Annotated in this window: 16 protein-coding genes; 6 read left to right on the top strand and 10 right to left on the bottom strand. The window is 39.5% G+C overall.

All coding sequences use genetic code 11. The features are described from left to right. Positions 1–10: 10 nt before the first annotated feature. Entirely contained in the window at positions 11–1,681 is a 1,671-nt protein-coding gene (locus C231_RS0105405; protein WP_018659613.1) for a formate--tetrahydrofolate ligase, read from the bottom strand. Positions 1,682–1,836: 155 nt separating this feature from the next. Between C231_RS0105405 and C231_RS0105410 the strand changes: the two genes are divergently transcribed. The 3 genes from C231_RS0105410 (at position 1,837) to C231_RS0105420 (ending at position 4,976) form a co-directional block, all read left to right on the top strand. Then, a complete protein-coding gene (locus C231_RS0105410) occupies positions 1,837–2,058 on the top strand; it encodes a DUF378 domain-containing protein (RefSeq protein WP_018659614.1) in 222 nt (73 codons plus the stop codon). Positions 2,059–2,291: 233 nt separating this feature from the next. Continuing rightward, on the top strand, positions 2,292–4,193 hold the full coding sequence (locus tag C231_RS0105415; protein ID WP_018659615.1) for a heavy metal translocating P-type ATPase: 1,902 nt from the start codon (positions 2,292–2,294) through the stop codon (positions 4,191–4,193). A gap of 126 nt (positions 4,194–4,319) precedes the next feature. Beyond that, positions 4,320–4,976, top strand: coding sequence for a metal-dependent transcriptional regulator (locus C231_RS0105420; protein ID WP_018659616.1), 657 nt, complete (start codon positions 4,320–4,322; stop codon positions 4,974–4,976). Between the two features lie 35 nt (positions 4,977–5,011). Here the strand turns inward: C231_RS0105420 and C231_RS0105425 are convergent, their stop codons facing one another. From C231_RS0105425 to C231_RS0105455, 7 genes are all read right to left on the bottom strand, one after another. Next, positions 5,012–5,500: a GNAT family N-acetyltransferase gene (locus C231_RS0105425; RefSeq protein WP_018659617.1), complete on the bottom strand. Its 489-nt coding sequence runs from the start codon at positions 5,498–5,500 to the stop codon at positions 5,012–5,014. Positions 5,501–5,777: 277 nt separating this feature from the next. After that, a complete protein-coding gene (locus C231_RS0105430) occupies positions 5,778–6,200 on the bottom strand; it encodes a cupin domain-containing protein (protein ID WP_018659618.1) in 423 nt (140 codons plus the stop codon). 162 nt (positions 6,201–6,362) lie between these two features. After that, positions 6,363–7,220 carry a class II fructose-1,6-bisphosphate aldolase gene (gene fba / locus C231_RS0105435; RefSeq protein ID WP_018659619.1) on the bottom strand — a complete coding sequence of 286 codons (858 nt, stop codon included), beginning with the start codon at positions 7,218–7,220 and terminating at the stop codon, positions 6,363–6,365. 86 nt (positions 7,221–7,306) lie between these two features. Further along, complete coding sequence (locus C231_RS0105440) at positions 7,307–8,908, bottom strand: CTP synthase (protein WP_018659620.1); 1,602 nt, start codon at positions 8,906–8,908, stop codon at positions 7,307–7,309. Positions 8,909–9,060: 152 nt separating this feature from the next. Further along, positions 9,061–9,603, bottom strand: a complete 543-nt coding sequence (rpoE, locus tag C231_RS0105445; protein WP_018659621.1) for a DNA-directed RNA polymerase subunit delta — start codon at positions 9,601–9,603, stop codon at positions 9,061–9,063. A gap of 46 nt (positions 9,604–9,649) precedes the next feature. Beyond that, on the bottom strand, positions 9,650–10,096 hold the full coding sequence (locus C231_RS0105450) for a YwiB family protein (protein WP_018659622.1): 447 nt from the start codon (positions 10,094–10,096) through the stop codon (positions 9,650–9,652). Positions 10,097–10,240: 144 nt separating this feature from the next. Further along, a complete protein-coding gene (locus tag C231_RS0105455; RefSeq protein ID WP_018659623.1) occupies positions 10,241–11,155 on the bottom strand; it encodes a DUF1002 domain-containing protein in 915 nt (304 codons plus the stop codon). A 223-nt stretch (positions 11,156–11,378) separates the two neighbouring features. Between C231_RS0105455 and C231_RS0105460 the strand changes: the two genes are divergently transcribed. Continuing rightward, the gene (locus C231_RS0105460) at positions 11,379–11,843 is read left to right on the top strand and encodes an aminoacyl-tRNA deacylase (RefSeq protein WP_018659624.1); all 465 of its coding nucleotides are present in this window, start codon (positions 11,379–11,381) and stop codon (positions 11,841–11,843) included. Positions 11,844–11,877: 34 nt separating this feature from the next. On the opposite strand, the gene C231_RS0105465 is transcribed toward C231_RS0105460, so the two are convergent. After that, the gene (locus C231_RS0105465; RefSeq protein WP_018659625.1) at positions 11,878–13,362 is read right to left on the bottom strand and encodes an FAD/NAD(P)-binding protein; all 1,485 of its coding nucleotides are present in this window, start codon (positions 13,360–13,362) and stop codon (positions 11,878–11,880) included. A 16-nt stretch (positions 13,363–13,378) separates the two neighbouring features. Further along, the gene (locus C231_RS08295; RefSeq protein WP_018659626.1) at positions 13,379–14,056 is read right to left on the bottom strand and encodes a phosphatase PAP2 family protein; all 678 of its coding nucleotides are present in this window, start codon (positions 14,054–14,056) and stop codon (positions 13,379–13,381) included. Between the two features lie 164 nt (positions 14,057–14,220). Between C231_RS08295 and C231_RS0105475 the strand changes: the two genes are divergently transcribed. Then, complete coding sequence (locus C231_RS0105475) at positions 14,221–14,790, top strand: hypothetical protein (protein WP_018659627.1); 570 nt, start codon at positions 14,221–14,223, stop codon at positions 14,788–14,790. A 144-nt stretch (positions 14,791–14,934) separates the two neighbouring features. Next, on the top strand, positions 14,935–15,121 hold a 187-nt coding region (locus tag C231_RS0105480; protein WP_026314324.1), incomplete at its 3' end, for a hypothetical protein.

Below are 15,121 nucleotides of genomic sequence, written 5' to 3' on the forward strand. Positions count from 1 at the left end.
CATACCCTCACTAGAATAATCCATTAATCTTACCAGAATCATCAATGGTCATATGTGTCGCGGCAGGATCTTTTGGCAAGCCAGGCATCTTCATTACATCTCCCGTTAATACAACAATAAAGCCTGCCCCCGCAGAAACAGTTAAATCCTTAATCGCTACTTCAAAATCTTTAGGACGTCCAAGCAATCGAGGATTGTCCGATAATGAATATTGTGTCTTTGCCATACAAATAGGCAGATGCCCATACCCTTGTCGCTTCAGTTGGCGTGCAACGCGTTTAGCTTTGACGGACCACTGCGAAGCTTTTCCACCATACACTTTTTGAATGACGTGGGCTATTTTGGCTTCAAGGGAGTCTTCAAGTGCATAAGGATAGGTTAATGTAGATGGTACATGACATGCATCTACAACGAGATGTGCTAATGCTTCAGCCCCTGAGCCACCTTGCTCCCACGACTTGCACAAAGCATAAGGAACATCTGCTTGCTGGCAAATCTCTTGAAGCGCTTGGATTTCGGCGGCGGTATCATTCACAAAAGCGTTGATAGCGACAACGACATTTTGATTGTAGACATGTTGCAAGTTTTCAATATGTTTCAATAAATTGCTAGAACCGTCTTGGAGTGCTTTTACATTCTCTTCTTGTAGCTGATCTTTTGCCACACCACCATGCAATTTCAATGCACGAATCGTTGCAACTACGACCACTGCATCAGGCGCTAGGTCCGTCATACGACATTTAATGTCTAAGAATTTTTCGGCACCTAAATCTGCTCCAAATCCCGCTTCAGTTACAGCATAGTCTGCATATGCTAGAGCAGACTGTGTAGCAAGAACACTATTGCAACCATGTGCAATATTAGCAAAAGGGCCTCCATGGACAAATGCTGGTGTTCCTTCTAATGTTTGAACGAGATTCGGTTTCAAGGCATCTTTTAATAAGATAGTCATAGCTTCTTCTGCCCCTAGATCCCCAATCGTTACGGGGTTGCGGTCATAAGTGTAACCGATAACAGCTCTGGAAAGGCGCTGTTTTAAATCTGAAAGTGATGTCGACAAGCATAAAATCGCCATCACTTCACTGGCAACCGTAATATCAAAACCATCTTCTCTTGGCATACCATTCAGCGGTCCACCTAACCCGCTCGTAATCTGGCGCAATTGGCGATCATTCATATCAACGGCACGGCGCCAAACAATACGGCGCGGATCAATTTGCAGTTCATTTCCTTGATGAATGTGATTGTCGATCATAGCAGCTGCTAAGTTATTCGCTGCACCAATGGCATGCATATCGCCAGTGAAATGCAAGTTCAAATCTTCCATTGGCACTAATTGTGAATGCCCACCTCCAGCAGCACCGCCTTTAATACCAAAAACAGGACCTAAGGACGGCTCGCGTAAAGCTAGACATACTTTTTCCCCGATATAATTTAATCCATCTGCTAGCCCAATGGATACTGTTGTCTTCCCTTCACCTGCTGCAGTCGGATTAATCGCTGTCACTAAGATTAATTTTCCCCGTTTGCGCTTGGATAACTCGTCTGGATCCACATGGACTTTGGCCTTATATGGACCATAATGTTCCAACTGTTCGGGATGAATTGCTAATTTCTCAGCGATTCGATCAATCGGCTGCATTGTAACACTTTGTGCAATTTCAATATCACTTTTTGCCATTCGTTGATTAACCCCTTTACTCCTATAATGGTGTAAGTATATCATATTATTCCTATCATCGCGTATTTGAACCCATTGGATTTTTATTCAAAGTTCGTTATAATAAGGTATATCTTTCAAGTATTTTGGTATCTTATTTTGTTAGGAGGTTTATGATGAAACTTTTAGACCGTTTAGCATTAACAATTCTAATTATCGGCGGCATCCATTTGATGCTTATTGGCGCAGTAAATTCTTATGCAATTACCGACACATTAATGACACTGCATATTCAAGGACCACGTATTTTTTATATTTTAGTTGGTATCAGTGCATTATGGTGTACAAAATATTATGGCTATACACCACGTGGCGGATCACGACTACGCGGAAGATAATTTCCTTGCTCTATATAAATGAACCAATTTATTTATGGTAAATAAAAAAGCTGTGCATAATTTATGCACAGCTTTTTTGAAATGGTCTACCTTATAAATCGTAATGATTACTTTTATTTAGAATGATTCTAAATCGTAATGATTACTATCTATTTAGAATGATTCTAAATAGTGGAATCTGATTCTTTAATTCTATACAATAAATATATAAGAAATAGAAAGGATCGATTCACATGAAAAAACTGCAAAGCTGGGTGGAAAATAACCCAGAAATGGTCAATACCATTATAAGTGCTATCTTAATTCTTTTCGGTTTATATTTTGACCATGCAGACAACATGAGTGTCGCAGTGCCACTTTATATCATTGCTTTTTTAATTGGCGGTTGGCACTCCATGAAACACGCTTGGACAGACTTAACAAAATATCATAAATTAAATGTCGATATCTTAATGATTCTAGCCGCAGTAGGTGCTTCTATTATCGGCTACTGGATGGAAGGAGCGCTTTTAATCTTTATCTTCTCACTTGCTGAATCATTAGAAACGATGGCGATGAATAAGACCCAAGACTCCATTGCCTCCTTAATGCAAGTTACTCCTGATGTTGCACGACTTTATAATGAAATAGGTGAATTAATTGAAGTGGCAACAGCCGATCTGAAAATTGGCGACCGCATTCAAGTTCGTAAAGGTGAGGCGGTACCGATTGACGGCCGATTGCTAGATGAGATGGCAATTCTTAATACCGCTGCTATTACTGGCGAGCCGCTACCTGTAACACTTCATTATGGTGAAGAAGTTATCGGCGGAACGATCAATGAAGATGAAGCATTTGATATGGAAGTTGCTGTTGAAAATGTAGATACCTTATTTTCAAAAATTATTCGCATGGTAGAAGAAGCGAAAAATAATCCGTCCAAAACGAGTTCAAAAATCAAAGCCATCGAAAATATATATGTTAAGGCAGTACTAGTTGCTGTTCCTTTATTTATTCTTTTAACTCCTTTATTCTTTAAGACGTGGGACTATGCTGAAAGTTTCTACCGCGGAATGGTGTTGCTGACTGTCGCATCTCCTTGTGCTCTCGTTGCAAGCTCTGCCCCTGCTAACTTATCCGCTATTAGTCGCAGCGCTAAAAAAGGCATCCTTTTTAAAGGGGGCGACGTTGTAGACAAAACGAACGATTTAAAAGCAGTCATTTTTGATAAGACGGGAACTCTAACCGAAGGAAAACCTGCCATTGTCGATGCTTTCTACCATGATCCAGCACAAAAAGAATTCATCGACCAAATTGTCTATGCTGCAGAATCTTCATCAACTCACCCAATCGCACGTGCCTTTATCGAAAAATTCGAGCAAGAACATGTCATGCTAAGACCGCTCGATGAAGTAAAAGACATTACAGGAAAAGGGTTCGAAGTCATCAATGGTGAAGATACTTGGCGTATTGGTAACAAAAAATTCACACTTGAACACCATCTTGATACCATTAAACATGATGAACATGAAACGATTTTACAATATGAATCTGAAGGAAAAACCGTTATCTACGTCAGCAAAAATAAACAATTCGCTGCTTTTTATACATTAGCCGATCAGGTCAAAGCAGAAAGCAAGGCAACGATTGCACGTCTGCATGAGATGAATATTAAAACGATCATGCTAACTGGCGATGAAGAGCGTAATGCCCAATTTATCGCAAAATCATTGGACATTGATAAAGTTCGTGCTAATCTTCTTCCACAAGATAAAGCTGAGATCATTCATGAGTTGCAAGAAAAATATGGTGAAGTCGCCATGGTCGGCGATGGTATTAATGATGCACCTGCTCTAGCAATTGCCGATGTTGGCTTTGCTCTAGGAACTGGGACGGACGTTGCTATGGAGACAGCTGACGTTGTGCTCATTCAAGACGATCTACATTTGATTCCTTTTTCAATTGGTATATCAAGAGCAACACGCCGCATTGTGCTACAAAATATTATCTTCTCACTGAGCGTAATTGCTTTATTAATTGTAGCCAATCTTTTTCAAAGCATTAACTTACCGATCGGTGTCGTTGGTCATGAAGGAAGTACATTGCTTGTTATCTTGAATGGTTTAAGACTTTTACGCTATAGCGAAAAAAGATAATTATTATAGCAAACCATTGTTTTTTTGAATGCATCATCTTTTTTGAGTTGTAAAATACTTATTGTTTGTAAATATATTTCAATACCTATAAAATGAAAGAAAGTAGTATTAGAAGGACGTGAATTTATGACCCCAAGTAAAGAAGATTACATTAAAGCAATTCACTCTTTAGATGGTGCACGTGAAATTGTCAGCAACAAGGCGCTCTCACACGCACTTAATGTATCTGCAGCTTCAGTCACCGACATGAACTCAAGATTATTAGAAGAGGACCTAATTACATATATTCCTTACCAAGGCGTTAAACTTACAGAAAAAGGAATTCTTACAGCACGTAAATTAATAAGAAAGCATCGCATCTGGGAGACATTTTTATATGAATTCTTGGACTACAATTGGGAAGATGTCCATCCAGAGGCAGACCTCCTAGAACATGTATCCAGCGACCGCCTCATTAATAAATTAAGTGAATTATTGAATCATCCAACGCGCGATCCACATGGAGGCATTATCCCGCGTGCAGATGGTTCCATTGATGTCTATTATTATATTGCCTTATCCGATGCTAAAATTGGCGAAACCTTCGCCATTCGTGAAGTCAGCGATCATGCCGATATCTTACAATATGCCTATGAACGCGAGCTTGTTCCTGGTGAGAAATTCAAATTGCTGGCCATTGATGACCTAGAAGGACCGCTCACCCTTAGAAATAGCAAAGGGGACAAAATACTTGTCAGCCATAAAGCTGCACAAGAAATCTCAATTGAACTATTAAATGACTAAAATAAAGCCTTTTGTCAAAGAGGACAAAAGGCTTTTTATTTTGCATAATGAAAGGCTAAACGGTCGCTTCCGTCTGCCAGTTGAATAATACCCACTTCTTGAAATCCCAACTTAGCCAAAATATGGCGCATCACATGATTGTCTTCATGCGTATCAATCCGAATATTATCGAAATGGCGTTGCACAAAAGATAGACAAAATTGACCTGCCCCCGGTGCAGATTCAGCAGTGGCAATACGATGAATGGTTACATATGGCGCATCATTCAACCAATTCCCATTAGAAATCGTAGCATATGTTGGGTCTGGCATCTGGAATAATGTAAAGGTTCCAACGATCTGTGCACATTCAAGGCATAAGTAAATGGTACCCCTGTCAAAATCATTCTGTAAGAGTTCATCACTTGGATAGCCCCTCTGCCACTGGTGAATGTTGCCTGATGCAATTTGCCGTTTGCGGCCATTTTGAATTAATTGCTTCACACGTGGCAGATCTGCAGCGACTGCTTTTCTAATATGATACATTCTCCCGCCTCCTTTTTGTTATCATGAATGAAATGGTGTCTTTTTTCAAGAAAAAATGATGCACTCATGCACCCTCTGGGTGGGCGCATCCAACTTGCACTATAAGTTCCAAAAGCATCCATACATATGACTCCTCTGCCCACTTTTTTCCAATAAAAAAGACCCCCACGCTTAATCCGTGGAGGTCTTTTTTGGTTGGAATAGTGCATGCATTATTTGTTTCCCCATATCTAATTCGTGGGGTCTGCCATAAAATGGCATAATAATTGGTTATTGCTTAATGTTCATTGGGATCATTTTCTGCATCTTCATGAGTTACATGAATAGTGCCTGGCACATGGTCTGGTTTTGCATAAATGGTATAAATTTTTAATGGTTCATCGCCAATATTTTCCACATTATGCCAAGTGCCATCTGGTACGAAAATACCATCGCCATCTCTTACTTCTTTTTCAAAAGTGAGATTGTCTTCAGTAGGTCCCATTTTGCAAAGGCCTACACCGCCTTCAACACGTAGAAATTGGTCAATATCATGGTGAACTTCTAGTCCAATATCATCATTTGGAGCAATTTCCATCAAAGTCATTTGTAAATGTTCGCCCGTCCATATTGTTGTGCGGAAATTCGTATTATCAAGTGTCATGCCTTCGATATCTTCAACAACAGGTTGTTTGCCACGATCTGAATAGTCAAAAGTCATTGCACATTCCTTCTTTCTATTACTTTTTAAAATATGATGAAATACTTACATTATAATGTAGAACCATCTTTTCTACATTTTCATCATAGTCTTTTTCCAGAATTCATTCAAGTTTTTAGACTCATTCTAATTAAAAAAGCCGGTTAAACCGGCTCATCATTATTATGCTTTTTGGCTAGAGCCAAACATGCGCATTTTATCGATCGTTGCATTTGTAATATTCTCTTTTCCAGGACCGATAATTTTACGTGGGTCATAGACCATTTCATCATTGTCTAGCACTTCACGAACTCTCGCTGCCCATACTTGTTGCAATTCTGTGTTCACATTAATCTTAGCATGGCCATTAGCAATCGCTTTTTTAATTTGATGTTCTGGAATGCCTGTTCCCCCATGTAGGACAAGCGGTGTCTTCGTCAATTCAGAGATTTCTTTCATTTCAGCAAATCCTAATTTTGGTTCTCCTGTCAATGGACCATGAACTGAACCGAGCGCTGCAGCCAATGCATCAATGCCCGCTTCATCTACCATGCGTTTGCACTCTTGTGGATCTGCATAGATCACATTACCAATGACGCCATCTTCTTGACCGCCAACTGTCCCAACTTCCGCTTCAACACTTGCACCATGTTCATGTGCAAAGACTACAAGTTCTTTTGTCTGTTCGATATTTTCATCAATAGGACGTGCGGATAAGTCTAACATCACCGATGAAAAACCTGCTTCAATCGCTTCTTTTGCTACTGCGACACTTGAGCCATGGTCTAAGTGAAGTGCTACTGGCTGTTCAACCGCCATTGTTTCGAGCAAGGCTTCTACCATTGCTGCAGCTACTTTAAAACCGCCCATATATTTTGCAGCACCTTCTGATACACCTAAAATAACTGGTGAATTTTCTCGTTTCGTCGCTTCTAAGATTGCTTGCGTCCATTCAAGGTTGTTGATATTGAATTGGCCAACTGCATATCCTTCATCTAATGCTTTATTTAGCATATCCGTCATATTTACTAAACGACTCATATTTTTTCCTCCTATTTTTCATTTCCACACTTTAAGTATAATTAAAACCGGCAGTGAAATCCAGTGGCCACTGCCGGTTAAGCGTCTTATTCCATTTCTAAACTTTTTTTGATGAATTCACGATAAAGCGGATGCGGACGATTCGGACGTGATTTGAACTCAGGATGCGCTTGCGTTGCAACGAAGAATGGATGGTCTTTGATTTCGACAAAGTCCACACAATTTTCTTCTGTATTGATTCCAGACAAGCAAAATCCTGCTTTTTCTAGTGCTTCGAAATACTCTTGATTCACTTCATAACGGTTACGGTGGCGTTCACTTACGATTTCTTGTCCACCATAAATAGCACGTGTATAGGAACCTTCTTTTAATTTTGCATTATAACTGCCTAGGCGCAATGTTCCACCCATAACGGTCACATCATGCTGATCATCTTGTAAATTAACAACTGGATGTAACGTATCGGGATTCATTTCTGTTGAGTGAGCATCAGCAAGTCCCATCACATGGCGAGCATATTCTACGACCACCAGCTGCATTCCTAATCCAATCCCTAAAAATGGCACGCCCTGCTCACGTGCATAGCGGATAGCTTCAAGCTTGCCATCAATACCACGTTTGCCAAAGCCTCCAGGAACCAAGACGCCTTGAACATCACTCAGTTGCTCTGCCACATTAGCAGCTGTCAATTTTTCAGAGTCAATCCATTTTATATCAATCTTGCTATTGAATGCATAGCCTGCATGTTTGAGTGCCTCATTACTAGAAAGATATGCATCGGGTAGACTGACATATTTACCAACGACAGCTATTTTAACTGATTTTTCTAGATGAAGGACGCGTTGTTCAAGTGCACGCCACTCCGTCATATCTGCTTGTGGTGCTTCAATGCCAAAATGTTCAAGCACTAAATCATCCAAATGCTGTTCTTGAAGTCTTAGTGGAATAGAGTAAAGGGTTTCGACATCTAATGATTCAATGACAGCACGTGGCTCAACATCGGTAAATAGCGCAATTTTATCTTTGATTGCTTGATCTAATTTGTGTTCACTACGCAAAATCAAGATATTCGGCTGAATTCCAAGACCACGTAATTCTTTAACAGAATGTTGGGTCGGTTTTGTTTTCATTTCTTCAGATGCTTTCAGATAAGGAACGAGCGTTGTATGAATATAAAGTACATTCTCTGCCCCTACATCTGTACGCATTTGGCGCAGTGCTTCCAAGTGTGGTAGCGATTCAATATCGCCGACAGTGCCACCGATTTCTGTAATGATGATTTCGGAGTCAGTCGTTTCAGCAGCGCGCATTAATTTTTCTTTGATTTGGTTTGTAATATGAGGAATTACTTGAACGGTAGCGCCATTAAGTTCGCCGCGACGTTCTTTTTCTAGGACTTCGGAATAAATTTTCCCAGCCGTTACGCTAGAATATTTATTTAAGGTATTATCAATAAAGCGTTCATAATGCCCAAGGTCCAAATCAGCTTCTGCCCCATCTTCCGTTACGAAGACTTCACCATGTTGAAGCGGACTCATCGTGCCTGGGTCAACGTTAATATAGGGGTCAAATTTTTGAGTCGTAACTTTTAAGCCTCGATTTTTGAGCAATCGGCCAAGAGAAGCTGCAGAAATTCCTTTACCAATGGACGATACGACACCGCCAGTAAAAAAGATATACTTTGTCATAAATAATTCCTCCTATTTTAATCTAAATAAAGAAAACTCCCTACTCGATACAAGTAGGGAGCCTTATTCTCTATGGTGTTCTGACTAGAATAATTCTAGTGCCCAAATAATATGATACGTACTTTTAGACCCTTCGTCAAGTAAAATGTCGCCTAAATTAAATCGTCGTCATCTTCATCATCTGCAAGGACATCTTCATCATCTTCAATCTCTAGATCTTCAAGCTCGTCAGAGTCTTCTTCCAGATCATCGAGATCGTCACGATAAGCATCTAGATCTTCATCTTTTTCTGTTTCCTCATCCAATTCATCGCTATCTTCTTCATCTAATGCTTCTTTTTCTTCTTGTTCGAAGAGGCTGTCATAATCGTCAAAGCCATCAGAACTGCGACGTGGTGTAATATCTTCTTCCGTATTTTCTTGTGTTAGGACTTCATTAATAGATTCGAAAGGATACCAATTACGCAAGCCCCACAGATTATCCCCTAAAGAGATAAATTGGCCGTCCGTATTTAAGTCCGTATAAAATTGTGCCATCTCGCTTTCAAGTTGATCGTCATCAAGCTCTAGAAATTCGGCGATTTCGGCAAGTAAATCATTAAAGTCCATAATATCGCCATGACGCACTAAGATCATTTTGGCGACATCTAGCATGGAGAGTTCTCTTTTGTCATAAATTTGATTGAATAAATCCACGTTGACACTTCCTTTATTATCTTTTTTATTTCTATAGACTACTTGATTATGTCGTAAAACGCAAATGCATTTGATAACGACCGAAGATGTCGTCCCCACTTACCATATGATAATCGACATCCAATGCACCCGAAAAAGGCTGGTCACTTGTTACGAATTGTAAGCGAGTCGTTGATACATCAAGCTCTAAAAGACCTGCCGGCGTAGCATAGCGAGAAATGGTCTTTTGTTTTTTGTCAAACACTAAACGCGTAGTCTGCTCACCATTTCGAATAACGGTTACGCGCCCTTGAGGATGTATTTTTATTGTTATGGACGCTTTAGGCAACTGCTGGTTTTGATTCGTTTCTTCGAATCTTATATAATAATGCTCATTCAGCTTCACAATACGCCCCATCTCGTCAAATATATGATGATGGACTTCCCCATTTTGGTTAATGAAAGTTTCCAATTGAACTTCCACTAGCTGGCCTTTTAATAATTCTTCTCTCATCATCATCACCTCGCTTTCACATGTCTAGTCTATCATAATTTTAAAAAGAATTCTTCAAAAAATATCCTAAAAAATCTCCCACCAATTGATGTGGGAGATTTCTTTTAAGGGACATTCATTTATTTTTATGCTTTAGATTTTCTATCAATTATGAAAGGCATCCATTATCGCATTCCATATATCGCGCAAAAATTGAACAATACGGTCAATGACGCCACTTTCTTCTGCTTCTTTCCATACTTTTCCAAGTTTATCTTTTAAATTTCCTAATTGTTCTTTGATTTTGTCGGAGTCAATGGCACTTGTTTGTTGATATTTCTCAAAAAGTGCAATTAAACGATTCATCTGCTCTTCTGTCAAAATACTTGAAAGATCATATTCATCAAGTGCATCATTAATAATTTTTTCGATATCTTCACGTGTTGCTAATTCATCAGTTCTTTTTTTCAAATCTGCAAGTTGTTGTTTGATTTCAACGATAGCAGCATCCAGACGTTTGGCTTGGTCTTTGTCTAATGTTTGGGCGATGTCACTTGTCGTTTCTAGCTCTTCTTGTGCTACCGCCATACGGTTACTCTCTAAATGTTCGCCATTTTCTTCGAATGCTTTATATACACCTGTTAGAGCACTTTCTCCTGTAACAGGACGAATTGCAGCAACTTGAATGTCTGCATTTTCGATACCAGCGGTGAATGCTGCATTCATATATTGTTCTTTTGTAATGAGCGTGATATTTTTAGGTGTAGCAATATTGACTGTTACGCCCCCACCTTTGCCTGTACGTTTCACTGCAACACTCGAAATCATATTGGCATCTGCTGTAGCATAACCCAAATATTTCTCTAAATCTTTTCCAGTGACTACGGATTCTAACACTTCTTGTTTATCCATCCCTAATTGGACCGCTGTTTCTTTCTTCTCGGCCTCGGAAAGACCTGCACCATAGATGACAGTTGGTTTATCCCATTGCGTATCGACAGCATGTGCCACAAGACCAGCATTTGCCAACATCCCGACACTAGCTGCAGCAATAATTATTTTTTTTAGAAATTGTTTCATGTCAAAAGCTCCTTTGCTATTATTCACTTAAAAAATGAATGACTTACTTTTTTCACTTTCTATTATAACAAATAAATGACAATTTCCACCTATTCTCTTTTAATTTCAGCCTAAAGCATGAGATGATTTTAATTTTTAGTCGCATTTTAGATATATTGGCATGTGAGTGTTCTTTTTTATTTTCGCTGACTTTGCTATACTAGCAGTGGAAAGGACGAACAACATGTCAAAAAATGAAAAAACAAATGTGATGCGACTGATTGAACAGCACCGCCTCCCTTACAAGCCACATTATAAACCACTAGAAAATATGGCGGCACAAGGTATCCTTTCGCAGTCGCAAATTTTTAAAACGTTAGTCACTGTTGGTAAATCAAATGCGCACTATGTTTTTATGATTCCAACGACAGAAGAATTAGACTTAAAAAAAGCGGCAGCAGCTTGCGGCGAAAAAAATATTCATATGATAAAAGAGCGCGACTTATTGCCATTAACGGGTTATGTTCATGGAGGATGCTCCCCTATTGGCATGAAAGTCGACTTACCAACATATATTGATGAATCGGCACAATTATTTTCAACTTTTTTATTTAGTGCAGGAAAAGTCAATTACTCTGTCGAGCTTTCACTTGAACATTTACAAGCAATCCTACCTATTACAGTGGCTGATCTGACCGTTGTTGAATAAAAAAGACTTGTGCATGCACAAGTCTTTTTTGATCTTAACGATGATTATTCTTTTTGAAACTGTCCACCATACGTGCACCTTGTTGTGCAGCACGTTGAACATTATTATTCGGATACTGGGTCGTCCCAATCCAAAATCCAGATAAATATAAATTATCAACCACACCATAAGTGCGACTTAATGGCTGTGATCCTGGCCACGTAATCGCAACATCTTGCTGAGGAGAGGGCATCATAAGATCCGCTTCAAGTAGCGAATGGATGAGTGGATCCTCTGCCGCTGCATATGACAAGCGTGTCTCAAACCCTGTTGCATTAATTAGAACATCGGCATGATATGTGCGATGGTGTGCCGTCTTAATCACAACACCTTTATCTTTTGCTGGTTCAATTACAACAATTTCACGTACAAAGCGGATAGTGCCATTGAGGTAACCCTTCCATATTTTTTCCATTTTTACTTTGGACAGTTGAACATGAAAATATTCATACCATGGACGATAAGTTTCAAAAAAGTGGCGGCGTCCTCTATCATCTAATGCATTCACAATTGCCGTCATATGCGGAGAAAGTAATGCAATATAATATTGAAATTTCAATAATTGCTCGTCTGCTTGTTGTAATTGTTGATGCACCTCATATAAAGAACCTGTGCCAAAATGCTCCATAATATAGTCTAAGTGAATCTGACTGTCGGACAAATCTTTTTTAAATTGTGCAAGTACATCATCGAGTGCTATCTTTCCTGATGGCAATCGGTGCGCTTCAATCCAAGCATCATCAAATGTGCAAAATACTTCATCCCCTTCATATAATGTATCTTTAACTGTCGCAAATGGTTCATGCAATGTATAAAAAGTAAGCGGATATGCAAATGATGCAGACTCCTGCAAATATTCCATCACATCAAGAGCAGTCAGACTGCTGCCAACAATGCCCACACGATCTTTTGATGGATCAATCTGCTCCAGTAGATGCGACACTGGAAAAGGTTCATGAATATATCCCGGCTGTCCTTTCAAGCCATAATAATCCGCATAAGGAGGGTGTCCCACTGCCAAGAAGACCGCATCATATATTTCTCCAGGACGGTTCTGGTCTACTTGCACGCAAAATCGCAATTTGTCAGGATGATGATCGGATAGTATTGGCGTTAGACGTGTTACACGTTTTTTTATCCATTGTACTTCTTCTTTTTCTAAATAAGGGGCAAAGCGTTGCGTTGCATATTCACCAAAAATCATACGCGGAGTAAATTCATAACGACCAAAGCGTCCAGGATAATGTTCTTCCAGAAATTTTACATATTCATCTGGATCATCCGGATTCAAGCTGACATCCATTGAAAAAGAATTTAAAATAAGGCGGTCATCATCTGGCTGATAAGGTAATCCAACACCTGGTGTCAAGCGATCTTCATATACATGAATCTCATCACTAGGGCGGACAGCATTCTTCTCATAAAGGGAACGCAGTGTATTTCCACCAGCTACTCCCATTCCTACAATTGCAATCTTCATCTTGTCCCTCCTCAATTTAGTATGGGCTATTTATTCGATATTTGTGTCTTTTTTTGCTACTTCCCATAAATAACAAACTGAAACTCAAGCCCAAAGATATCCCTGCAATCACATCTGACACAAAATGTACTCCCAAATAGATACGACTACATGCAATGGCTAAAGTAAGTCCGACTAATATGACAGTCCATATCATTTTGGCAGTGATAGTCTGTACCTTTTGGAAAATAATAAATAAAAGCATGCTACATAAAATTGTCATTCCCATCGCATGTCCACTGGGGAATGAGTATCCACCTTGGTCAATTAAATGGGTAACTTCCGTTGGGCGAATTCTAGCTACAAGTTGCTTTATGCCACCATTCAATAAAAGTGCTCCCAAGAACATGGCCCATGCAAGGTACTGCGCATAGTATCGCTCATTCATCCACCACAAACCTACCGCAAAGATAGCAGTCAGTATAGTTTGTGGCCACACATTCCCAATTGTTGTCACACCAATCACAAAAGGTGTCCACTGTGGCGAGCGTAATTGATAGATATAATGCCCCCACTGATAGTCCATGGCTGTTAATGCTGCTTGATGACAGACAGTCCCCCACAATAACAATAAAAAAGGCAGACAAACAATGACTGCTGCACCATAAAAATAATGGGCACTATGATTTTTCTTAGATAAATATGTTCGATACATAAAGAACTCCTTTATATTAATTACTCTTTTTTATAGTAGCATACTCTCACGCCTGCACCTAATAATCATTATTCATCCTCTTAATCTTTCCCTTCCTATAATAGGATATCTTTTGAGTAATCCACAGGCTCTCATTGCTTGCGATAAAAGGCAAAATAAAAAACGTGGAAACCCTTGATACAAGCGGACTAGCAAAATTTGCGCCCTATATATATAAAGATAACTATAAAGATCTTAAAGAGATTAAAGATCGCCCAAGCGATGAAAATTCCATCCTCTGGAAAAATGTGTCCGAGAGTCAAAATTCAGAAACGCTTAATTTAGAGTTAGTGCACCAGTATTTAGACAATATGAGTTTTAAACATTTTTATGGCGAAACGCTTTTAAAACTTCTTGAGAATTTTGCCTACGGCAATGCGGAAGCGTTGAAGCTTTATGCGGATAAGGTGATGTTTGCACAGCAGTCGGCGGAGAAAGACTTGGGCTATAGTTTGGGTGTGGGCTTTGAGATTGATCCTAGCGGGTCATACTTACACCAAATGCTGGCGAAAACGTTTAAATCATGCATGTATCAGATTCGTCAAGGGCAGGTGCAGCGTCCGAACGACTATCTCTTTATGGCATTCAAGCGTTTATTTTTAGACTATGGACGTTCCCAGCAGTCGATGGGGCAGTCGGAACTGTCGGCAGATCTGGTGGAGCTTATCCATAATCCCGATATTTTGTTGGAATAAAAGATCGCTGAAAAAGAACAGAAGTGAGTATATTTTTATTTAAGCCTTGCAATTTATGAAAGGGGTGGTTAAAATGAAGTAAATAGGGCAGTCTGTTATTTTTATCACAAGATTTATGGAGAGATATGAAAGTGAGGAATTAAAATGCAAAAGATGAATGTAAAAGCATGGTGTTTTAGTGCAATCGCATTGGTTGCCCTTTTTCTTGTGGGCTGTGGACGTTCTAATGCCGCAAGTGTCGATTTAAAAACATTAGTGGCACGTTCAGAAGCTCATCATGCAATGGAACAAGCCGAAAAAGAAAAATTAGCACAAATGGCATTACTCAACG

The sequence above is a fragment of the Allofustis seminis DSM 15817 genome (assembly GCF_000374325.1).
Classification (GTDB): Bacteria; Bacillota; Bacilli; order Lactobacillales; family Carnobacteriaceae_A; genus Allofustis; species Allofustis seminis.